At 40.6% G+C, this 24092-nt stretch carries 17 protein-coding genes; 6 read left to right on the top strand and 11 right to left on the bottom strand.

What is annotated here, in order from left to right:
* The coding region (locus WBM49_RS02085) for a M1 family metallopeptidase (RefSeq protein ID WP_424370406.1) at positions 1 to 1972 on the top strand (1972 nt) is incomplete at its 5' end.
* Positions 1969 to 2880 (top strand): patatin-like phospholipase family protein, encoded by a 912-nt coding sequence (locus WBM49_RS02080; protein ID WP_424370405.1) that lies wholly within the window; start codon positions 1969 to 1971, stop codon positions 2878 to 2880. The genes WBM49_RS02085 and WBM49_RS02080, both read left to right, overlap by 4 nt.
* Before the next feature lie 5 nt (positions 2881 to 2885).
* Here the strand turns inward: WBM49_RS02080 and WBM49_RS02075 are convergent, their stop codons facing one another.
* From WBM49_RS02075 to WBM49_RS02060, 4 genes are all read right to left on the bottom strand, one after another.
* Positions 2886 to 3404: a hypothetical protein gene (locus WBM49_RS02075; RefSeq protein ID WP_424370404.1), complete on the bottom strand. Its 519-nt coding sequence runs from the start codon at positions 3402 to 3404 to the stop codon at positions 2886 to 2888.
* A gap of 105 nt (positions 3405 to 3509) precedes the next feature.
* The gene (locus WBM49_RS02070; protein ID WP_424370403.1) at positions 3510 to 4343 is read right to left on the bottom strand and encodes an OmpA/MotB family protein; all 834 of its coding nucleotides are present in this window, start codon (positions 4341 to 4343) and stop codon (positions 3510 to 3512) included.
* A gap of 1 nt (position 4344) precedes the next feature.
* Positions 4345 to 5625 (bottom strand): amidohydrolase, encoded by a 1281-nt coding sequence (locus WBM49_RS02065; RefSeq protein WP_424370402.1) that lies wholly within the window; start codon positions 5623 to 5625, stop codon positions 4345 to 4347.
* A gap of 9 nt (positions 5626 to 5634) precedes the next feature.
* Positions 5635 to 6180, bottom strand: coding sequence for a DsrE family protein (locus WBM49_RS02060; protein ID WP_424370401.1), 546 nt, complete (start codon positions 6178 to 6180; stop codon positions 5635 to 5637).
* A 128-nt stretch (positions 6181 to 6308) separates the two neighbouring features.
* On the opposite strand from WBM49_RS02060, the gene WBM49_RS02055 reads away from it, so the two are divergent.
* Together WBM49_RS02055 and WBM49_RS02050 are read left to right on the top strand one after the other, a co-directional pair.
* Positions 6309 to 8633 carry an ATP-dependent helicase gene (locus WBM49_RS02055; protein WP_424370400.1) on the top strand — a complete coding sequence of 775 codons (2325 nt, stop codon included), beginning with the start codon at positions 6309 to 6311 and terminating at the stop codon, positions 8631 to 8633.
* Positions 8634 to 8641: 8 nt separating this feature from the next.
* Positions 8642 to 9262 carry an L-threonylcarbamoyladenylate synthase gene (locus WBM49_RS02050; RefSeq protein WP_424370399.1) on the top strand — a complete coding sequence of 207 codons (621 nt, stop codon included), beginning with the start codon at positions 8642 to 8644 and terminating at the stop codon, positions 9260 to 9262.
* A gap of 51 nt (positions 9263 to 9313) precedes the next feature.
* Here the strand turns inward: WBM49_RS02050 and WBM49_RS02045 are convergent, their stop codons facing one another.
* From WBM49_RS02045 to WBM49_RS02035, 3 genes are all read right to left on the bottom strand, one after another.
* On the bottom strand, positions 9314 to 10177 hold the full coding sequence (locus WBM49_RS02045; RefSeq protein ID WP_424370398.1) for an OmpA/MotB family protein: 864 nt from the start codon (positions 10175 to 10177) through the stop codon (positions 9314 to 9316).
* Positions 10178 to 10279: 102 nt separating this feature from the next.
* Positions 10280 to 11284, bottom strand: coding sequence for a glycosyltransferase family 2 protein (locus WBM49_RS02040; RefSeq protein ID WP_424370397.1), 1005 nt, complete (start codon positions 11282 to 11284; stop codon positions 10280 to 10282).
* A gap of 97 nt (positions 11285 to 11381) precedes the next feature.
* The gene (locus tag WBM49_RS02035; RefSeq protein ID WP_424370396.1) at positions 11382 to 11843 is read right to left on the bottom strand and encodes a type I restriction enzyme HsdR N-terminal domain-containing protein; all 462 of its coding nucleotides are present in this window, start codon (positions 11841 to 11843) and stop codon (positions 11382 to 11384) included.
* Positions 11844 to 11869: 26 nt separating this feature from the next.
* Here WBM49_RS02035 and holA point away from each other — a divergent pair, with 26 nt between their 5' ends.
* Positions 11870 to 12874, top strand: coding sequence for a DNA polymerase III subunit delta (holA, locus tag WBM49_RS02030; protein WP_424370395.1), 1005 nt, complete (start codon positions 11870 to 11872; stop codon positions 12872 to 12874).
* 4 nt (positions 12875 to 12878) lie between these two features.
* Here the strand turns inward: holA and WBM49_RS02025 are convergent, their stop codons facing one another.
* Entirely contained in the window at positions 12879 to 13256 is a 378-nt protein-coding gene (locus tag WBM49_RS02025) for a DoxX family protein (RefSeq protein ID WP_424370394.1), read from the bottom strand.
* Positions 13257 to 13295: 39 nt separating this feature from the next.
* The gene (locus WBM49_RS02020; protein ID WP_424370393.1) at positions 13296 to 15557 is read right to left on the bottom strand and encodes an aminotransferase class III-fold pyridoxal phosphate-dependent enzyme; all 2262 of its coding nucleotides are present in this window, start codon (positions 15555 to 15557) and stop codon (positions 13296 to 13298) included.
* 159 nt (positions 15558 to 15716) lie between these two features.
* Between WBM49_RS02020 and WBM49_RS02015 the strand changes: the two genes are divergently transcribed.
* A complete protein-coding gene (locus WBM49_RS02015) occupies positions 15717 to 18497 on the top strand; it encodes a M16 family metallopeptidase (protein ID WP_424370392.1) in 2781 nt (926 codons plus the stop codon).
* Between the two features lie 188 nt (positions 18498 to 18685).
* On the opposite strand, the gene WBM49_RS02010 is transcribed toward WBM49_RS02015, so the two are convergent.
* Both WBM49_RS02010 and WBM49_RS02005 read right to left on the bottom strand, forming a co-directional pair.
* Positions 18686 to 21097 (bottom strand): alpha-ketoacid dehydrogenase subunit alpha/beta, encoded by a 2412-nt coding sequence (locus WBM49_RS02010; RefSeq protein WP_424370391.1) that lies wholly within the window; start codon positions 21095 to 21097, stop codon positions 18686 to 18688.
* 155 nt (positions 21098 to 21252) lie between these two features.
* Positions 21253 to 24087, bottom strand: coding sequence for a metalloprotease (locus WBM49_RS02005; protein WP_424370390.1), 2835 nt, complete (start codon positions 24085 to 24087; stop codon positions 21253 to 21255).
* Positions 24088 to 24092: the final 5 nt, after the last annotated feature.

The following is a 24092-nucleotide window of genomic DNA, read 5'->3' as shown; positions in this document are numbered from 1 at the left end:
GACTATAGAAGGTAAGGTTGGCTATCTGTTGATTACAAATCAGAAGACCAATGAAATTTCCATAGATGCACGAAATATGCGTATTGAGCAGGTACGTTTAGATGGCAGAAATGTTAAGTACTCCTATAACGATACCCTTTTGATATTGAAAAAGAAGCTTAAAACGGACCGTGAATACAGGGTGGAGATCTCCTACAGTTGCAGCCCAAAACAGGCCGTGTATTTTCTGGGCTGGAATGATAGCATTCCTGGTAATGAACAGATATGGACCCAGGGACAGGGGAAGTACAGTAGTCACTGGGTGCCCTCTTTTGATGATATGAACGAAAAGGTAGAATTCGATATTTCGCTTACGGTTGATGACGCTTATGAAGTAATTGCCAATGGTAAATTAAAGGACGTGCAACAAAAAGACGGACTTAAAACATGGAATTGGGACATGATACAACCCATGAGTAGTTATTTACTGGCCTTTGCTGTTGGTAAATACAAAGTAAGTGAACTGTATTCCAGCTCCGGAGTTCGCCTTTCAAATTATATATATCCTAAAGACAGCTTACTTCTAGAACCCACCTACAGATACTCCATAGAGATCTTTGATTTTCTGGAGAATGAAATAGGAGTTCCATATCCCTGGCAAAACTATAAACAACTTCCGGTGCGCGACTTTCTCTATGCGGGGATGGAGAATACCGGGACCACTATTTTTTCAGATTCTTTTCTTATCGATTCTACAGCCTTTACGGATACCAATTATGTGAATGTGAATGCCCATGAACTGGCCCATCAGTGGTTTGGGAATGCAGTAACGGAGGTAGATGCCTCGAATCATTGGCTTCATGAGGGCTTTGCAACTTATTTTGCGACCTTGGCCGAAAAGGAACACTTTGGAAACGACTATTACTATTGGCTTCTTTTTGACAAGGCTAAGGCGCTGGAGGAACTATCCAGAGACGGGGCAGGGGAGTCGCTCCTGGATCCCAAGGCAGGGAGCATCACTTTTTATGACAAGGGAGCCTTGGCCATCTATATGCTAGAGGAACAAATTGGCGCGGCTGCATTTAAACAGGCACTACGCACCTTTTTTTCGACCTTTCAATTCAAGAATGCCACGGTATCTCAGTTGATAGAAATCATGGAAAAGGTTAGCTTACAGGACTTAAGCAGTTTTAAAAAGAAATGGTTGCAAGACACGCTTTTTCAGTTTGAAGAGGTGTTGCTTTCTTTGAGAAAGAAATGTTTGTCTATTGATAGCTTCCTTAAATTACAACGCGAATTAATGACCAGCTCTCAACCTAACGAGCTTATATTAAATCGCTATTGGGAGGGTACACCTTCTTCAGAATTCAGGTCGCGCCTCATATCACTGTACCATAAATCACTTTCTGATGATTTTTTAAAAAAGGCATTCGATAGCAACGATCTTAAGGTAAGACAGGCTCTGGCCCTATTACCAGGGTCTGTTTCGGAATCTTTGATAGAAGAATACGAATCATTATTAACCGACCAAAGTTATACGACCATTGAAAATGCCCTCTACAGGCTCTGGATTTATAATCCTGCCAAGCGGGCGAATTATTTGGACAGGACCAAAAATATAATTGGATTTTCAGATAAAAACGTCCGACAGCTATGGTTGCTTTTGGCTATCTTATCAAAAGACTATGGAACAGCGGATGAAAAGATTGACTATCAAAAGGAATTATTTGATTATACAGCATCTTATCACCCAATGCAGGTGAGAAGACTTGCATTTAATCTGATAGGGGAGGTTTTTCCTTTTTCTGATCAAAATCTTAAGGATCTTATCAACGCTGCCATACACCCTGCCTGGCAGTTTAGGAAATTTGCACGGGGACTTGTAGATAAATTGCTCAATGATACAGAACAAAAACAACGGCTCTCGTCAATTTTAAAATCTTTGAAAGGTGAGGAATATCAGTATCTTACTTTAAAATTAAAGCAAAAATGAGAGCACTCGTCATATCGGGAGGTGGAAGTAAGGGAGCATTTGCAGGTGGAGTTGCTCAATATTTAATGGAGAAAGGAAAACATGAGTACGATCTTTTTTTAGGGACTTCCACTGGAAGTTTATTAATCACCCACCTTGCGTTGCAGAAGATTCAGAAGATCAAAGACGTCTATACTTCGGTGAACCAGGAGAGTATCTTCAGTAATTGCCCTTTTACAATCCAAAAGAAACACGGTATTTCCAGTATTGGGATAGATCATTGGAATGTTTTAAAAAACTTTTATCGAGGGAGCAAGACTTTTGGGGAAAGTAACAATCTCTTAACGCTAATTCGAAACACCATTACCCCTGAAGAGTTTGAGATCCTTAAAAAAGGCCCTAAGGATATTGTGGTAACCGTCTCAAACCTTTCGCTAAATCAGATCGAATACAAGTCGATCAACGACTTTGAATACGATGATTTTTGCGAATGGATCTGGATCTCATGTAATTACACCCCCTTTATGAGTCTAGTGCGGAAAGAAGGATGCGAGTATGCCGATGGAGGATTGGGGAGCATGGTACCTATAGAAGAGGCTGTAAAGAGGGGTGCCACAGTGGTGGATGCCATCATCCTTCATACTGAAACCACCCATTTTAACAGGATGCCTTCCCGAAATGCATTTTCCCTCTTGACCAATATGTTCGCTTTTATGCTAGACAGGATAGAACGACAGAACATCCGCATTGGCAAATTTGTAGCCAACAATAACGATGCCATCATTAACTTGTATTATACCCCTACGGTGCTAACTACCAATTCCCTGATTTTCGAAAAAGATAAGATGACCGCATGGTGGGAAAGTGGTTTTCAGTATGCCGAAATGAAAAGTCATCAGCATAGCCAGTTACAGATGGATCTGGAATAGTTGTTTTACCAGAGTTCGCCTATTTCCCTTTTTACATAGGCCAGTGCAGTAGCAGAAGGGGATTGCATATCCATGGTTTGATTCAGAATATCCTCCCTTAGCTTATCGGAAGAATCGGATTCGCTCATTCCTGCTCGCCTAATAGCCTGAATAGTAGCACTTTTAGAGGCTTTAATTACATTCCAGCATTCATCACTCATATAGATCTGTTGTGAAAGATTATGCTCGTATTCATTCTCTATATTTTTGATCAAGAGGTTCTCGTAGTCTGCCTTGTCTGCAGATTTTGGAGCTACCCGCACTACCAGGTTGGGAATAGAAATTCTTTCCAGGAAAAGGGCCATCCGTTCATAGGCCTGTAATCTTATGGGTAACGTGTTTTTTTGAGAGTCTTTATGGAGTAAATAACGTCTCCTGCCTTCTTCGTTTTTGGTATGAAGCCTGAAAAAATAAAATGCGACGGCCCCTGTGACCACTGCCGGTAATAAAAAGCCAAATAATTGAAAGATTCCGTCTCCGGTCATGATGTTTGGTATTTAGTTGTATTTACGAAACTACAACGCATAGATTTCTTAAAAAGTATACATAAAGAACAGCCTCCCTGTAGCCTTTTGCATTTCTAATGCCTCCTATTTCATCATCTCTTTTAAAGTTTTATAGAAGCCTTCATAAGGAGGTTGAATTCTAATTTTAGTGTTGGTTTCTATACCATCAAAACCATATTCGCTCTTTCCAATGGCCTGCATACGTTCTGGCGCTATGGCAAAGGTTTCTGTCAAAACCCTCACTACAGCAGCGGCTTGTAATGCACTTAGATCCCAATTATCAGTTAGTTTTAAAGCTTTAAATTCCAGTGCATTGCTATTGGTTTCCACCAATATTTTTAATGTAGGCTGTTCTTTGAGGACCTTCGCTATTTTTTCCAGTACAGGGATGGCATTCTCTACAACTGTATAGTTCTTATCCACCTCATTGAAAAGAAAGCTATTGTCCAGGACCACGGTAACCGCTCCATTGTTGAGTCCGGTTTTAGCATCGTTACCCATACCATTTTTAAAAGATGTCAGTAAGGCGAGTGTCACAGAATCCATGCGCGTTAAGGCATCATTGATGGTTTTTAATTGGTTTTCCTTTGTGCGAAGCGTTTCTAATGATTTGCTGATATTATCTGTTTTTTTACTGGAAAGCTCTGTGAAATTTGTAAGATTCTGCAGCAGTGAGGCGTTTGTGGTCTTTAGCTCTTCCAATTGGTAATTAACGGCGTCCATTTCGGCCTTGTACCGGGCAGCTTCTTGTTTACTGGCTGAAAGTGCAGCCTGTGTTTCCTGCACCTCCATCTGCAACTCATCTACTTTCAGAATTAATTCTTTTTTGTTTTGTGCCCATCCGATACCAGATAGAAAGAGCATTGCCAGGAGACCAACACATGTATTCCTCTTCATTCTTAGTTGATTTTTCTTCATATTATGATTTGTTTAAATAATCTAAACTTAGTTCTGTAAGCGCTTTTACCCCTAGTAGCAAACCACTGTCATCAATTTGAAAGTCGGGCGTATGATGTGGAAAAGATTCTGTATTACCGGGGGTCATACCTCCAAGGAAGAAGAAAAATCCGGGAACTTCTCGTTGAAAATATGAAAAATCTTCGGCTCCGGTGATCGCTTTGTGAATTTGTAAATTACCTTCTCCTGTGACCCTTTGTAAGGTTGGTACCATAGAGGCAGTCAGATCAGGATCGTTATAAGTGATATCTGTGGCATCCAGTATCTCAATAGTAGCTTCCCCACCGTATGCTTTTGCGATCATGGGTACCATTTCCATCATCCTTTGATTCAGTTTGTCTTTCATGTCATAATCCAACGTACGAATGGTTCCGATCATTTCGGCACTTTCTGGAATGATATTAGAACGCACCCCACTTTTTATCTTACCTACCGTAATGACCGCCGCTTCTTTGGTTAGTTCTGTTTCCCGGCTAATAATGGTTTGCAGGCCATCAATGATCTTTGCACTGATCAATATAGGGTCTACTCCCGACCATGGTTGTGACCCATGACTTTGTTTCCCTTTTACAATAATGGTAAAGGATTGTGCTGCAGCCATGGCTCCCCCGGATTTATACCGGATAACACCTACCGGAGTTTGAGAGTTAATATGCAGCCCAAAGATGGCATCCACATCCGGATTTTTTAACACTCCTTCTTTTACCATTAAGAGGGCCCCGCCTTCTTCACCGGGTGGCGGACCTTCTTCAGCAGGTTGAAAAATAAATTTTACAGTGCCTTTAATCTTGTCTTTATTCTTGGACATCACTTCTGCAACCCCCATCAGAATGGCTGTATGCGTGTCGTGCCCGCAGGCGTGCATTACCCCCACTTTTTCTCCTAGGAATTCGGAAGTAACGGTAGATTTGAAGGGCAGGTCATTGCGCTCATATACCGGTAAGGCATCAATATCTGCACGCAGGGCTACTGTTTTGCCCGGTTTGTCTCCTTTGAGAATACCTACAACACCGGTATGGGCAACGCCCGTGGTTACTTCTATTCCAAGCGATCTAAGATGCGCCGCTATTTTTTCGGCGGTCTTAAATTCTCTGTTAGACAGTTCCGGATGTTGGTGGATGTCCCTGCGCCATTCAACTACTTTCTTCTCAACATCTGTATACGCTTTATCCAGAGAGCTTCCTTGTGAATATCCTGTAATAGCCAAAAGGCTGCAGGCAAATAGGAATGTTACTTTTTTCATAGTTAGTATTTAAAATTTTATTAATTGATATCCTTGGTTTTGTAATTGAATCAATGCGGTCATGGCAGATAATCCAAGCTGTACCCCGTCTATGGTTTCAGATATGGGAAATCCACGGGACAGGGAAGATTGCCCGCAAAATATAATTTCGGCACCGGCATCTAACAGGTCTTTTACCAGCTGTTCATTAGGATTGATAATTCCATATCGCCGTTGATAGGCGGCACTGATACAGATATCTTTAGACGCTTTGTTGTGCACTACCAGCGCTACCTTTAAATTTTCTATAGGTACCCCTGCTTGTGCATGCATATTGAGAAAACGAGCGGCGGTTTCTATGCTTGCATTAAGAGCATCAGGGGAATCGGGACTATTCATGATATCGAAAACCACTTTTAACGGACTATCCAAAGAGGTTTTGTAATCAGGATTCTCTATACTCCAGACCGCACCATAATCTTTAATAACAGGTCCGGCTGCCTTGATCTGGGCCATCCCTCCACTGCTGCACAGAAATAAACATAGGAAGGAGATAAAAAAAGGTTTTGGTCCCATAAAATTGAATCAACGCTAAAGATATTCAAATTGAATAAAATAGGAAGTCATTGTTTATAATTAATAAATTCGAGGTTTTAGCAACCCGCGAATAATGGCTAACTTCCCGCTTCTAAACAAGCTATTTCTTGAAACACTTTTTAGATGAATTAAATGAAGCGCAACGGGCGCCGGTAGTGCATAAGGACGGCCCTTTAATGGTGATAGCCGGGGCAGGTTCCGGGAAGACCCGCGTCTTAACCTATAGGATAGCTCATCTTATGGCTCAGGATGTGGATGCTTTCAATATTCTCGCCTTAACCTTTACCAATAAGGCGGCCAGAGAAATGAAAAAACGTATTGCCGACCTGGTAGGTACCGCTGAAACTAAGAATTTATGGATGGGTACTTTCCATTCCGTGTTTGCGCGACTTTTGCGGTACGACGGTGATAAACTGGGCTTTCCGAGTAATTTTACGATTTATGACACCCAGGATTCTCAACGCCTGATCGCCTCTATCATCAAGGAAATGGGGCTCGATAAGGATATATATAAATACAAACAGATTCAGAACAGGATTTCCTCTTATAAAAACAGCCTTATTACCGTAAAGGCTTATTTCCAGAATCCGGAACTTGTTGAGGCCGATGCCATGGCGAAAAGACCACGACTGGGCGATATTTATAAGAATTATGTAGATCGGTGTTTTAAGGCAGGGGCGATGGACTTTGATGACCTCTTACTGCGTACCAATGAACTACTGACCCGTTTTCCCGAAGTATTGCTGAAATATCAGGATAGGTTCAGGTATATCCTGGTAGATGAGTATCAGGATACAAATCATTCCCAATATCTGATTGTAAAGGCACTTTCAGACCGGTATCAGAACATCTGTGTGGTTGGAGACGATGCCCAGAGCATCTATTCTTTTCGGGGAGCCAATATTACCAATATCTTGAATTTTCAACGAGACTATGACGATGTGGCCCTATACAGATTAGAACAGAATTACCGCTCTACCAAGAATATTGTGAATGCGGCTAATGCCATCATCGCCAAAAATAAAAATCAACTAGAAAAAGTAGTTTGGACAGACAATGATGAAGGCTCAAAAATAAGATTACACCGCAGTGTCACAGATGCGGAAGAGGGGAGATTTGTTGCCGGCTCTATTTTTGAGAACAGAATGCAGCACCAATTACCCAATGGGCATTTTGCAGTTCTGTACCGAACCAACTCCCAGTCCAGAGCCATTGAAGATGCGTTGCGCAAAAGAGATATTCCCTACAGAATCTATGGCGGACTCTCCTTTTACCAACGGAAGGAGATCAAGGATCTATTATCATATTTACGCCTGGTGATCAATCCCAAGGACGAAGAAGCCCTTAAACGAATTATCAATTTCCCTGCAAGGGGAATAGGACAGACCACTATAGATCGGTTAACAGTAGCGGCAAATCATTACGGAAAATCTATTTTTGAGGTCATAGAAAATCTGGAGAGGATAGACCTAAAGATCAACTCCGGAACCCGCAGAAAACTGGAGGATTTTATTACCATGATCAAAAGCTTCCAAATCATGAATCAAGGTGCGGACGCGTTTACTCTGGCAGAGCACGTAGCTAAGAAAACAGGGATACTGTTAGAATTTAAAAAAGACGGAACGCCAGAGGGGATTGCCCGTATGGAGAATATTGAGGAATTGTTGAATGGAATTAAGGATTTTGTAGAAGGTCAAAAAGAGTTAGCAGATGCTAAGGGAGATATCACTGAATTTCTGGAAGATGTAGCCCTGGCTACCGACCTTGATAAAGATACAGGTGATGATGACCGTGTGGCCCTAATGACCATACATTTGGCAAAGGGTCTGGAATTTCCATATGTCTATATTGTTGGAATGGAAGAGGATCTGTTTCCTTCGGCCATGAGTATGAATACCCGAAGTGAATTGGAAGAAGAGCGAAGATTATTTTATGTAGCCCTGACCAGAGCGGAAAAGCAGGCGTATCTCACCTATACCCAAAATAGATATCGCTGGGGTAAATTGATCGATGCGGAACCGAGCAGGTTTTTGGAGGAAATCGATGAAAAATATATAGACAATCTCACTCCTATAGACACCTACAGATTTAAGCCACTGATAGATTCAGATATATTCGGGGAAGTAGATAAAAGCAGGCTTCGACAGCAAAAGCCCTCCAATGGAGCGCCACCCAGTGTGGGGAAACCAACGCAGGATCAATTGAGACGACTTCGAAAAATTAGGCCCGAACTTGGTGCCCCCAATGTAAGCGACCCTTCTGTGATCCTTGATTTAGCAGTAGGAACACATGTAAATCACAGTAGATTTGGAAAGGGAAAAGTGCTTAAAATAGAAGGAGCAGGAAACGACAAAAAGGCAGAGATACTCTTTGAAAAAGGAGATGTAAAAAAATTACTTCTCAGGTTCGCAAAATTAGAAGTATTATCTTAAGAGGGATCATGGCAGAGTTTATTAAAATATATAATGAAAATCCCAATCCCAGAGAAATTAAAAGGGTAGTGGAGGTATTGCGCAAAGGGGGGCTGATCATTTATCCCACAGATACCGTATACGGACTTGGTTGCGATATCACTAAGACTAAAGCACTGGAAAAGATCGCCAGAATCAAGGGTGTAAAGTTAGATAAGGCCAATTGGTCCTTTGTCTGTGCAGATCTAAGTAATTTGTCTGACTATGTTAGGCAAATAGACACACCTACCTTTAAGATCCTGAAGCGTGCATTACCAGGACCATATACTTTTATTTTACCTGGAAATAACAATCTGCCTAAAGATTTTAAAAAGAAAAAAACTGTTGGGATACGGGTCCCAGACAACAATATAGCCAGGGCCATTGTGGAATCATTAGGAAACCCCATTATCTCTACCTCAATCCGTGATGAAGATGAAGTGATTGAATACACCACAGATCCGGAACTCATCTATGAAAAATGGCAGAACCTGGTAGATATAGTTATTGATGGGGGTTACGGTCATAATGTCCCATCTACTATAATAGATCTTTCCGATTCTGAGCCTATTGTTCTTCGCGAGGGTAAAGGGAGTTTGGATATTCTGTAAACAAAAAAACCGCGAGATTTCTCGCGGTTTAATATACTGTAATGAAATTTCTTACTTGTTGATAGCAGGATCTTTCATACCTTCTTCAATCATGCTGTAAAACTGATCTAGTTTAGGTAATACTACAATTCTTGTTCTTCTGTTCTTAGCACGGTCTGCGGCTGTGTCATTGCTCATTAAAGGCACATAGTAACTACGTGCTGCAGCTGTCATACGAGCAGGGTCTACTTTAAAATCGTTCTGTAGGATACGTACAATGGAAGTGGCACGCTTAGCACTCAAATCCCAGTTGTCTAATAAGACACCGCTACTGTAAGGTACATTATCGGTATGGCCTTCAACCATAAACTCAAAGTCGGGCTTGTTATTAACCACTTTCGCAACTTTTCCAAGAACTTCTTTTGCCTGGTTGGTTACGTTGTAACTTCCAGAACTGAAAAGTAACTTATCGGAGATAGATACAAAAACAACTCCTTTTTCAACACTGATCTGAATATCACTGTCATCCAAGTTTCCAAGAACTCCTTTTAGACTCTGTACAAGAGACAAGTTCACAGAATCTCTTCTGGTAATGGCGTCCTGTAATTTGCGAATAGTAAGGTCTTTTTCCTGAAGACTTTCTAAAGACTTTTCAAGGTTCTCAGCACCTTTTGTAGTTAAAGTTGTAAGATTCCCCATGTTGTTGATCAATTCCTGATTATTAGCTTTCAAAAAGGCATTTTGATCTTCAAGGGTATTTAAACGCGCAGTAGCAGTTGCTTTTTCTTCTAAACAGCTATTTAATTTCACTGTTGCAGAATTCAGAAGATCCTGAGTTTCCTTTTGTTTTGTTTCTAGTTCCGCGTATTTTTTCTGAGACACACAAGAGGATAATAAAATCATTATCCCTAAACTTCCTAATAATATTTTTTTCATATCTGTGTTATTTTTATTTTTTAAATTGCTGTTAGCGTTAGGTTTTATTGCAATTTCAGGACAAAATTATACAATCGTCCACACGCTTATTTACGATAATTGTTAATCTTTTATTAAATTGTTAAAATCCTTCACCCTATATACGTAGTGAGACCATACAATGGACGTTGTAGTGTAGTATTTTTCAGTAAATGAGGCTTTTTCCCTTTTGTGATACATCTTGCGAAACTGCCTGTAATAGCTAAAATGTGCCCTGATAACTGCAAAGGTGTGTTTCCCCTTACCTTGCAATAGGAATCTCAGCGCTGCGATACCGTCTAAAAGTAAGCGGAACAATATAAGAACAAGCGCTTTCTTCCTTGGAAGATTCTTTGTTATGGAGAAGAGCGAATTTCTAAAATTAAGATAGGTCTTCTTTGGGTTCATATTGCTGAGGGTGGAGCCTCCTAAATGCAATACTTCAGAAGTTCCAACATAAAAGACCTTGTATCCCCTGTTTTGCGCCCGCCAACAAAGATCCACTTCTTCCTGATGCGCAAAATAATCCTCATCGAAGCCACCTAGATCGTGATAGACCTTCTTGCGGATAAACATACATGCGCCAGTGGCCCAAAAGATTTCCCTGATGTCATTGTATTGCCCATGGTCCTTTTCTAGCGATTGAAAAATACGGCCCCTGCAAAACGGATATCCAAGTTGATCTATAAAACCGCCAGCTGCCCCTGCATATTCGAAACGATCTGGTTGTAACAGGTCCAATATTTTTGGTTGAATGATGGCCGCTTCAGGATGTGCTTCAAACATCTGGCATATGGGCGTTAGCCATTGTGGGGTGACCTCCACATCCGAATTTAACAGGCAATAGATATCAGCATCTACATGTGCCAGGGCATCATTATACCCTTTGGCGAATCCGCCATTTTGTTTGTTCTGAATAATGGTAATTTCAGGGAAGTTTTTTTTCACAAAAGCTATAGAGCCGTCTGTAGATGCATTATCTGCCAATATTACAGAGGCTCCCTCAGAATATTCAAGTACTGAGGGGAGATATTGTTCCAAAAGGGCCTCACCGTTCCAATTCAGTACTACAATAGCTATTTTTAACATCTATGGATACCCTGATTTTAGAGCTTAAACAATAGGTTTTTTGCAAGGGCACAAAGTAAAGAAATAATTTAGAAATGCACTTTGTGTGTCCTGTCTATTACAGAATCCTGCGATCTTCGCTAAAAGTTGGTAATTCCTTGAGAAAAGTATACGCAGATCTATCATAGTCCATTCGACAAAAAAAGTGATCCAGCCCGTTAGTAACCATCAGATAATTGGCTCTGAGGTCCATATTATAGCTTGCTATCTGATCGAAAACCTTTTTTGTAATCTTAATTGTGGGAGCTTTGCATTCTACAAGGACCTGAATGGAACCATCCGGATTGTACACCACAATATCGTATCGTTTCCGGAGTGAATTAATAATTAATTGCTTTTCAACATTTATATGGCTATGGGGATATTTTTTATCAAAGGTAAGGTACTTAACCACGTGCTGTCTAACCCATTCTTCCGGTTGATAGACAACAAACTTTTTGCGAATCACATCAAAAATAAGGCGTTTATTTTCGCTATTTTTGAATCTGAAACTATAGCCGGGAAAATTTAAATTTTCCATTCCACAAATTTGATGAATTTTTTTTGATGGACGAAGTAAAGAAGCTTATTGATGAGATTAGAAAAGGAGATGTTAAGCCTATTTACTTTTTAATGGGTGAAGAAGGGTATTACATAGATCGCATAGCGGAATACATCGGAAAAAACTTGCTTTCCGAAGAGGAAAAGGGATTTAATCAAATGACCCTTTACGGGAAAGATGTTTCAATAGACGATATTGTTTCGAATGCGAAAAGATATCCCATGATGTCAGAAAGACAGGTGGTTATCGTAAAAGAAGCACAACACTTATCACGCACCATAGAACAACTGGCAACCTATGCCGAGCACCCTCAGCCTTCCACCGTGCTGGTGATCTGTTACAAATACAAAAAGCTAGACAAAAGGAAAAAACTCCACAAAGTATTAAAGGCACCTAATGGGGTTGTTTTTGAGAGTAAAAAATTATACGAGAATCAGGTATCGGATTGGATCAGAAAGATGCTTAAAAACAAAGGATTTTCAATATCACATAAGGCTTCTATACTTCTAGTAGAATTCTTGGGAACTGATCTTAGCAGAATTCATAACGAATTGGAAAAGTTGGAAGTAGTGCTGCCAACCAATACGGAGATCACTCCGGAGATCATTGAAAAACATATCGGAATAAGCAAGGATTACAATAATTTTGAACTAAAGAAAGCCATAGGTGAAAAGGATGTTATGAAAGCCGCCAGGATCATCAACTACTTTTCACAAAACCCCAAGGAGAATCCGTTTGTGGTCACTGTTTCTCTCTTGCATACCTTCTTCTCTCAACTTCTCCAATATCACGGGTTGCAAGACCACTCTGCCAGAAATGTGGCAAGCGCCTTAAGGATCAATCCCTATTTTGTAGACGAATTTCAAATTGCTGCCAGGAACTATTCCATGAAAAAGTCGAGTAGGGTCATCTCATCATTACGAGAAATGGACCTCAAAGGAAAAGGGGTCGGTTCTTCCAACATGTCTCAATCCGACTTGCTGAAGGAATTATTGATGAAGATAATGTAACTGATTACTTTTTATCAATACTGAATTTTCCGGGTCCCAGAAGGATGATCGTCACAAACAAAATCAGAAATAGTAAGGCCTTTTCTTTCACACTGTAAGGATCTGCCCCATGCACAATAAAAGCTGCAACAGCCATTGTGATGGCAGTTGGAGCAGCTGCCCATCTGGTTTTGAATCCTATTATAACTAAAATTGGGCAAATGAATTCTCCAATAATAGCAAGAAAGAGCGAGGGTCCACCCCCAATACCAAGCGGATCACCAAATTCTAAATCTCCTGCAAGAAGTTTTTGAAATTTAGGGATGCCGTGTGTCATCATCAATGCAGAAGCGGTAATTCTTAAAAATGCGAGGCCAATATTATATGTAAGATTGTTTTTCATGCTTAATCTGGGGTTATGTTAAATAAATGTAAAGTTTTTTTATAGATAATCTGTATTTTCTGAGAGAATTGTGCCCATTTTTGAAACCAATTCATCGCAATTCTCCCTATTGAAAGCTAAAGGAGGTTTTATTTTTATGACATTTTCATAGGGTCCGTCCGTGCTGACCAAAATATGATCATCTCGCAATCTGTTTTTAAGTATGGAGGCAAGCTTGGTATGTGGTTTTCCCTCTGAGGTATTTAGTTCCACCCCCAGGAATAACCCATATCCTCTAACGTCTCCGATAACAGGATGCGATTTTTGAAGCAGACCTAAAGTATGTTTAAGATACATACCGGTTGTTTTTGCATGGTTCATCAGCTCCTCTGTTTCCAACACTTTTAACACCGAAAATCCAATGGCACAAGACACCGGGTTACCTCCAAATGAGCTAAAGAATTCCGGACCTTGTTCAAAGGAGTTCATCACTTCTTCAGTAGTCACTACCGCTCCCATTGGATGCCCATTTCCCATAGGTTTACCGATTATCACTATATCAGGAATCACATTATAAAGTTCATACCCCCAAAAAACATCCCCCAATCTTCCAAATCCCACCTGCACTTCATCACTTATGCAGAGTCCGCCTTGTTCCCGGATCTTTGGGTACACGGCCCCGAGATATCCTTGAGCTAATGGCACCTGCCCTCCGCAGCCTACTATTGGTTCCGCTATAAAAGCAGCAATTTCTCCGTAGTTTGCATCAATCTGTTCATTCGCTTTACGGGCAAATAATCGCCCGGCAGCACCATCATCCTCTAGATTTGATCCATATACTTTTGGCAAAGGGGTTTCTAAGGTATCCATGGGTTTACCAATACCCGTTGCCGACTGGTATTTATACGCACTGATCTGTGTCCCCGTGTTTGTATGTCCGTGATACCCGTGTTCCAGTACCATAACCTTCTTTTTTTTGGTATGCTGTTTTGCCATTTTTATGGCAAGGTCACTGGCTTCACTTCCGGAATTCACAAAAATCACCTTGTTTAACGAAGGAGGGAATCTCTTTAATAGTGCCGTACTATACTGTTCTAGTTGATCATATAAATACCGTGTATTTGTATTCAGTTGGGACATGGCATATTGCCCTGCTCTAACTACCATCGGATGACAATGCCCCGCGATCATAATATTATTGTAGGCATCTAAAAACGTATTCCCTTGAGCATCATACATATATTGAAAGGCAGCTCCAGTCATATGGATAGGGTCCGAATAGGTGAGCGAAAGGTTCTTTCCAAAGTGTTTCGCCCGATTCTCCCGAAGAACTTTTTCATTTTGTGCAAACAGGGTTGGATGTGAACAGGCTGTGCGAAAACAATTTCTTGCTCGTATAGGATTTATAGTAATCAGGGTGTATAGCAATTTCCAGGCGCCCTTTTCACTGATGGTTATATAGGTAGAATCTGGCTTTTGATGCTTGCTGTGTGCAGAATTACAAACACTTATACAGAGTCTGGCTGCTATCAGATAATAGAGACAATCGCATTCAAGGGGGGTTAACGGGAGCTCTTTGTGATACGCTTTTAACACCTGCGTAGCAGCTTTAAGAGGATCTTCCTTATTCATCATTACATAGGTCAGTGCCACCGCAATCTCTGCAACCAACCATGTGTGGCACATATCACCAAAGTCTATTATACCTGACACCTTTTTGCCATTGGTCAATACATTCCAGTCATTGGCATCATTATGAACAAGACTTTGCCTAAGCGTATATCTATGTGGCTGTATGTGTTCATTATATTGTAAAAAGAAATACTCAACAAGATTACGATCGCGTATATCAGGTATATAAGAACGGAGGGAATAATTTTTTTGCAGGTGTTTTAGGTCCCACAAAAGTTCTTTAGCCTTATAGGAATCAATCTCTTTAAGGAGCAGTTTTTTGTCCAAAAGTCCCAGGAATTGACCAAGAGATGACAATAGGGCAGGAGTATGGGCTACATCACCCAAAAAGTCGCCCTCTACAAAGGTCAACAGCCTGTAGAGATGATCGTTAGTGGTAATATATGCATTACCTTCCTTGGTTGGAATTCTGTTTGGTATGTCATAGGGACTTAGTTTCTGAAGTGAAAGTAGTACCTCATCTTCGGCGAGTATCTCCCCGATCACCCGGGGTGTATTGTCGTATATTTTTAGCACGAACCGCCCTTGCGTTGAAAGCACTTTGTAATTTACACTTGCATATCCTTCCAAGGGAATAATTGTGCATTTTTTCAGGGAAAAATATGTGTTTAACAAAGCCTCAATCTCCATCCTTTAACAGATTCTAGGGTTTGCTATAAACTTAGAATAAATTTTTAGATTCCTAAAGCTTTCATATAGACTACTTAGATCTATTTATACTTTGTTTTTCTGAAGCTTAGCACGTATATTTAGTAATAATAATAATGTTTAAATAATATGAACAAGACCATGAGAAAACTATCCCTCTTCCTTATTTTACTTGTTTGTTTCTCACAAAAACAACAAGCTCAGAATTTTGAATTTAAAGCCAGTGACATTGAAATCGCCTATGAGCGATTTGTGTTACCCAATGGCCTCACGCTGCTAGTACATGAGGACCACAAGGCCCCTATAGCGGCGGTTAATGTGTGGTATCATGTGGGGTCAAAAAATGAAAAACCAGGTAAGAGCGGTTTTGCACATTTATTCGAACATCTAATGTTTAACGGAAGTGAAAATTACAATGATGATTATTTCCAGGCACTAGAGCGTATTGGTGGCACGGATCTTAATGGAACAACCAACTCTGACCGTACCAACTATTTCCAAAACGTTCCGGTATCTGCTTTGGACCAGGTTTTATTTCTTGAATCGGATCGCATGGGCCACTTATTGGGTGCTATAGATCAGGCAAAGCTAGATGAGCAACGAGGCGTTGTTCAGAACGAAAAAAGACAAGGAGAGAATCAGCCTTATGGGAAGCAGTATGATTACCTGACAAAAGCAATGTTCCCGAAAGGGCATCCTTATTCATGGACGGTAATTGGCGAAATGGAAGATTTGAATGCTGCTTCTTTAGAAGATGTACAGGAGTGGTTTAAATCGTACTATGGGGCAGCAAATGCTGTAGTAGCCGTCGCAGGAGATATTAAGCCACAGGAAGTCTACCAAAAGGTATTACAGTATTTTGGTGATATTCCCTCCGGCCCAACGATAGAACGTCAGGAAATTAATATTCCTGTTCACCCTACTGATACCTATCAGGTGTATCAGGATCGGGTTCCTGAAACTCGTGTTTTATTTGCCTGGAATACCCCTCAATTTGGGGATAAGGAAGATGTTTATTTTGATCTTATTTCATCCATCCTGTCCACGGGGAAAAATAGCAGGTTATATAATAAGATGGTATATGAGGATCAAATTGCCAGCAGTGTTGTTTCTTTTCAATATTCGCAGGAAATAGCAAGCGCATTTATTGCCTATGCAGACGTGAAGCCTGGGGGAGATGTGGAAGAAGTAACGTCCGTATTATTAGCAGAGATTAATGCGTTGATAGAAAACGGACCCACTGAGGCCGAATTAAGAAGGGCCAAAGCTTCCTATTTTTCAAGCTTTATTAAAGGTTTGGAACGGATTGGTGGTTTTGGGGGCGTTTCGGATATATTGGCGTCTAATGAAACTTATTTTGGTGATGCCGGTTATTACAAAACAGTGTTGAAGTATGTTGAGGAGGCAACTATATCAGATCTAAAAGCTACTGCCCAGAAGTGGCTTACTAAAGGAAAACATCAACTGGTTTGTTACCCATTTCCAGAATACAAAAGCGTAACAACCTCTATAGACCGAACTAAACTCCCGGAATTATCAGAACCGAAGAGTTCCAGATTCCCCACCTTAGAACGAGCAACGCTTTCTAACGGACTGAAGGTAGTATTGGCAAAAAGGGAGGGTGTTCCTACTGTAGTAATGAATCTGATGATAGATGCAGGTTATAAGACCGACTTTTTGTCTAGCCCCGGTACAGCCGCTCTGGCGATGAACTTATTGGATGAGGGCACCAAAAATATGACCTCCTTAGAGATCAATGAGAAACTTCAATTATTGGGGGCAAGTTTATCTACATTTTCAGATCAGGATATTTCCAGTGTTTACTTAAACACCTTAAAACCAAGTCTGGCAGCTAGTTTGGATCTGTTTTCGGATGTATTGACTAATCCGGCCTTTCCACAAAGTGAATTTGAACGATTGCAAACAGAGCAAATAAATACTATCAAAAATGAAAAGTCGCAACCAATTTCTATGGCCCTGCGCGCAATGAATAAGTACATGTATGGTGAAGGGCATCCTTATAGCAATCCATACACAGGATCTGGTTACGAGGAAACTGTAGCTGCGTTGACAAAGGGCGATATTGAAAATTTTTACAGTACCTGGGTTAAACCAAATAACGCCACCTTAGTGGTTACAGGTGATGTCTCTATGGATGAATTAAAAAAACAACTAGAGAGTTCACTGGGGAAATGGAAAAAAGGAAATGTGCCTAGTATTACTTTTGGAAAGCCTAAAGTGTATTCCAAAAACACCTTGTATCTCATGAACAGACCGGAGTCTCAACAATCGGTTATAATTGCCGGGCACCTCACTGAAAAATATGGTGATATTTCTGAAATTGCCATGGAACAAATGGTAAGTATCCTAGGGGGCGATTTTACTTCTCGAATAAATATGAACCTCAGAGAAGACAAACACTGGTCTTATGGGGCAGGTGGATTTGTTTTGGGAGCCAAGGCAGAACGCCCTTTTATTATGTACGCTCCTGTACAAACCGATAAAACCGCAGAGTCTGTATTGGAACTTAGAAAAGAAATAGCGCAGTTTATCACAACAAAACCTGCTACCCAGGCCGAATTAGATAAAGTAAAAACCAACCAGGTTTTGAAATTACCGGGGCAATGGGAAACAAATAGTGCGGTTAATAATTCAGTCACAGAAATTGTGCGCTATGGACTAGATGATGACTATTACCAAACCTATGATCAAAATGTCCGGGATCTGTCACTAAATGATATTATCCAGGTTAGTAAAAAGGTGGTTAAACCAGACCAGGTAAACTGGTTCATGGTAGGGGACATGGCAAAAATTGCCAGTAAATTGGATGAATTAGGTTTCGACGCAATAATAGAGATCGATGCCGATGGGAATCCAGTTAATCCCCAGATTAAGAAACCACAAGAAATAATTAAAAATTAACTATTAATTAAAAGCATCCCGCTTTGTAGCGGGATGCTTTTTGTTAATATCGGATATAGGAAATTGTGCACGCTAAAAGCTGAAGAAATTAGCCATACCCGGCGAAACTACGATATTGTAAGATGGGAATATGGAGCTTTATCTTTCCATTTAAATCCCTTTAAGTAACTAGTATACCTACTGTTTAATTATCTTAATTTGGGGAAGTCGGAAGGATTTACCTCATGCATGATGTGATATATTTTTTCAAAAATATCCTCTGCATTTGGTTTGGAGAAATAATCTCCATCCGTGGCATAGGCAGGTCTGTGAGCCTTAGCACTCAGCGTTTGTGGGGCACTATCCAGAAATTGATAGGCTCCTTGTTTTTCAATGATCTGCTGCATAAGATAAGCTGCACATCCTCCTGGTACATCTTCATCTACAATTAAAAGACGGTTTGTTTTTTTAACGCTTTTCAATACGTCTTGGGTAAGATCGAAAGGAAGCAACGACTGAGCATCTATAACTTCAATACTAATGCCTACCTCTCTAAGTTCAATGGCAACCTCCATGACGATTCTAAGTGTAGAACCATAGGAAACCACTGTTATATCTGTCCCCTCTTTGACTATTTCCACCTTCCCAATAGGCGTACAAAGTTCTCCGAGATTAGATGGTTTAGGTTCCTTAAGCCTGTAACCATTTAAGCTTTCGATAACAAGGGCAGGTTCATCGCTCTTTAACAAGGTATTATAAAAGCCTGCTGCTTTGGTCATATTCCTTGGTACAAGGACATACATGCCGCGCAACAAGTTGATGATTCCTCCCATTTGTGAGCCAGAATGCCAGATACCTTCTAAACGGTGTCCACGGGTTCGGACAATCAATGGTGCTTTTTGTTTTCCTACACTTCTGTATAACAAGGTGGCGAGATCATCACTAAGCGTTTGGAGGCAATACATCACATAATCCAGATATTGTATTTCCGCAATTGGCCGGAGCCCCCTGAGTGCAAGTCCAATTCCCTGTCCAATGATAGTTGTTTCCCGAATACCGGTATCGGCCACCCGAAGTTTTCCGTATTTTTTTTGAAGGCCTTCCAATCCCTGATTTACATCACCAATGGCTCCACTGTCTTCCCCAAAGATTAACACCTCGGGATATTTAGCAAAAAGGCTGTCAAAGTTATCGCGAAGAATAATTCTTCCATCTACCATTTCCGGTTTAGCCTCATAGCTAGCGCTAATTTCTTTAATGTTGGTTGCTTTAGACGGGAGTTCACTATGCAGATGAGAACTAAAATGAGGCTGCATTTCAAGGATAAAGGTATCTATCCATTGGGCTAACGCCTGTTTTTCCATGGTATTTTCCCCCAAAAGATATCGCATGGCCTTCCTTGCATTGGAGATAAGATCTTTTTTTAAGGGTTCCTCTATGGCAATAAGGTCGTTTTTTATTTTGGTAATAAAGGATTTGTTAGGACTGCTCTGCGCCGCAGCTTCCAGCAATTGAACAATCTCTTTTTTAGATTCTCTGTGAGGTTGGAGGAACTCGTTCCACGCATCTTTACGTGCCATCCGGATCTCGTTCTTGATCTTCTTTTCTAAGATAACCAGTTCCTCTTCAGTTGCAATCTTATTAGAGAGGACCCATTCTCTAAATCGCTTATTACAGTCGTGCTCCCGTTCCCATTCCAATCGTTCCTCGCTCTTGTAGCGCTCATGAGATCCTGAAGTGCTGTGGCCCTGGGGTTGTGTTAGTTCCGTTACGTGTATGATTACAGGTACATGTTCTTCTCTTGCTATATCCGAAGCATTTTCATATGCATGGATAAGGGCTGTATAATCCCACCCTTTTACTTTGAGGATCTCGTACCCTTTTTCAGCTTCATTGCGTTGAAATCCCTTTAGAATTTCCGAGATATTTTCCTTGGTTGTTTGGTATTTAGCCGGAACTGATATGCCATAGGCATCATCCCAAATACTAACGATCATGGGTACCTGCAGTACTCCCGCCGCATTGATGGTTTCAAAAAAATGACCTTCACTGGTGCTTGCATTTCCTATGGTTCCCCAGGCAACCTCATTACCCTTGTCTGAAAACTTTTCGGAATCTATTCCCTCTACATTGCGGTATATCTTGGAAGCCTGTGCCAATCCCAATAGTCTGGGCATTTGACCTGCAGTAGGGGATATATCCGGACTACTGTTCTTTTGTTTTACAAGATCCTTCCAGCTCCCATCCTCGTTCAGGCTAAAGGTGCCGAAATGGCCTCCCATTTGCCTTCCTGCACTCATAGGCTCTTTCTCCAGATCTGTGGTTGCATATAATCCGTGGAAAAAAGCTTTAGGGGTCAGGTATCCCAGAGCCATCATAAAGGTTTGGTCCCTGTAATAGCCACTCCTAAAATCACCATCCTTAAAGGACCTGGCCATTGCTAACTGAGGAACTTCCTTTCCGTCTCCAAAAATCCCAAACTTGGCTTTCCCGGTAAGTACTTCGCGTCTTCCTAAAATACTACATTCCCTGCTCAGAACAGCTATTTCATAGTCTTGCAGGATCTGCTTCCGGAATTCATCGAAAGAAATATCCTCACTGGTCTGCAAATTAGGGTTCATGTAACTTAATTTTCTACGAAAATATCAAAAACTTGCGGTTTTTACAATCTCTAACGGCGCATATTCATTAACAATTTGTCAATAAATTGTACTATAATTTTCTATTAATACGAAGTCTGTAAATAAACACCTTGTTTTTTGGGAAATATGAAATGCTAAAACCATTTCCTGGTAAATAACCCAATAAGTGTTTTAGGGCTGATTGTTACAACAAACCGAATCTTTTCATCATAGCCAGGTTGGGAAATTTCCCAACCGTTGTTAGAGTAAAGAGGAAAATACAGCTCAAAGTAATCGGTTACCAGGTTTAGTCTGACCCCGGAATCGTACACAAATCTCGTATCGAAACCTTGGTTTTTTACATAACCAAGATCCCCGTATAATTCTATCCAGCGCCATAGGTTAAAACTGGCATTGGTTGTGATGATCCAGTCATTGGCAAACGGATTATCCAATTGCGATTTAAAGCCCCCTTCTGCGATAATGATCTGCTGACTGGTAATTCCGGATTCCTCTGATCGCCCCAGGTAATTATAATCAAATAAATAGTCGGTAGGGCGGTCTAACGCAAAGCTAAAAAAGTCGGAATTGGTTTCATTCCTAAGGAATTTTCCGGCAAAAAAGCGAAGGTTTAATTGTCTGTTGTTGTCAAATAGTTTGCGGTACTCAAAGTTTAACGCCAGTTTAGAAAAATTTGCTGAATACTGTGCATCTGCAAACCATGAGAAATAATTAATGATCCCGTTTTGGTAATGGTTATATCTAACATTAAATACGCTGTAATCCGGATCTGTTTCAATATCTAAGGAAGGGTCAATATCCCTTAGAACATTCACATGTCTGAACACCAAAGATTTACGTTCATTTGAAATCAGATCATCCGGGCGCCAGCCCAGACCTATGGAGGGAGTAATGGTGCTGTAACGCGAATTGGTTTGAAAATGAAAACTCGAGGCATTTAAACTAAAATTCATAACATAGAGCCCGCTCTTACTGAGATATTTTCGATAATTAAAACCTCCAAACCCCACCAGGGCTTTTTCTTTTAATGCAAAAGAAGGGGCAAAAGAGAAGCTAAAAGGTCTTTCAATTAGGGTTTTGTTGGTAAGGCGCAGTCCGGGCGAGATACCGTCATACACGTTGAATCCTGCCACCGGCATATAAAAGATCTGATTGTAATACGGATTCTCAGAATCCTTCAGAAATTGTAGTTTTAATTTTTTATTGCTAGAAAGGAAACCATTCAGGGATTTCCAGTTATCTCGTTGATTGAATTCGGGGATCTTCTGGTCGTAGTTTAATACCAGACGGTCCTCTGCAAGATTAGGAATAGGCACCGTATCCAATTCCCTTATATCAGAAAACCAGTATTTTGAGATCACAGAATCGTTTCGCAGCCCAAAAAGTGAAATAGGTACGTTGGTCCCGGTCTTGTTCTTTAAAATAACCCGCAGACTGTCTTCAGCTTTGACAACTTTTTTTATTTTAAAATCAATTCGTTCTTCAGTGTTCACAAAGGTTTTAAAAAACCAGCTCACATCGGCAGCGACATTAGATTCAATGGTCTTCTCAAAGTCGGACGGCGTAACGGGCTGAAGTTTATAGGTATTGTAAAACTCCTTTACACTTGCTTTGATCTCTTCCGGACTTGTGTAGGCTGCAAGATAGGAAAGGCCCAACCCTGCCTTGTATTTATTAGCGATCTTTTGGTTGAATTTTATAAGGGAGTCATTTGGAGTGGTAAGTCCCTGATCCAGGTTTTTACGAGCCGTAAGCATGTAAAAAAAAGGATATTGGTCATTAAAGGACATTTGTGCAATATTAAAATTGCGGACCCCCCATATGGAAGATAGTTTGCCTAATAATTTTTGATCAGGGTAGTAGGCATCCACATAATTGATCATAAGGTAATTCACGATAGCATCGGCCACCCATTGTTCTTTCCGGGGATTTAAGAATAGTGTTTCTCTTAAGTAACTGATCAGGGCGGTTTTGAGGAATTTCATTTCAAACTGAAATTGCTCCTCATAGGGCCGGATAAAGGAGGGTAGCTGATTCAATCCATATAAGGGATTCTTATCAAAATCAATTTCGCTCACCAGCAATTGTTCATAGGGAAAATCTCCTAAATTCTCATGGATGAATTGAGTTATTCGGTTGATAGAAATACCCTGGGAGATCTCATCATATTTCGCAGATTGTATATCTGTCACAACTATAAGATACGGGGTGACATGTTTTACAAATTTGTTTTGAACGTTTAGAATGATGTCACAACTCTTTCTGTTCTCACCTCTTAAGCTAGCTACTTGTTTTGCAGGATACTGCGTAATATTAACCTCATTGAAATTGGTCCCTAGATTCAGAGATGAAGGAAAGGTGAAACTTATATTGGTATTGGTATTCCCGGTGTAAAGATCCTCCAAATTCTTGTTGGAATACAACTGCCATGAACCGTCATATACAGCTGGTGTGAGGTACCAGTCCTTTAGATAAAAATCTCCTCTAACATCATAGCCATAGGGGGTATAACGATTTGGAGGTAACTTAACCGTATAGGTGAAATACATTTTAATAGCTCCTCCCGGAGGCAATGGATTATTCAACCGAATGTTTATGAGATCTTTTTCTTTGGTTCGCTTCCATTCAAGGGCACGAAACTCAAAATCGGCCATTCCAAAGATCTGCGTAGAACCGCGTTCTTCTGGTTTTGCCAGATGCAGGCTCTTTTTAAAATCTTCAGCAAAACGTTTGGCAAGAGCCGTATTTTTATTCGAATACGCATGGGCCCAATCATTGAAATAGAGTTCATGAAGTGTATCCTGCGTGCTGTTTTGGTAAGTAAATTCTTGTTGAATATTGATTTCCCTGGATTCTTCCTCCAAGGTTGCTTTAATGGTATTGGTATGCTGCCCAAATCCCTGAAAAAGTCCCATTAGAAAAATTAGGACCACATATCTCAAAAAGTCAGGATCATTTCTCTGCAACATATGGG

Origin of the sequence: Muriicola sp. (assembly GCF_049669965.1) — a bacterium.
Classification (GTDB): Bacteria; Bacteroidota; Bacteroidia; order Flavobacteriales; family Flavobacteriaceae; genus Muriicola.
This window is presented reverse-complemented; position numbering and strand designations above follow the sequence as displayed.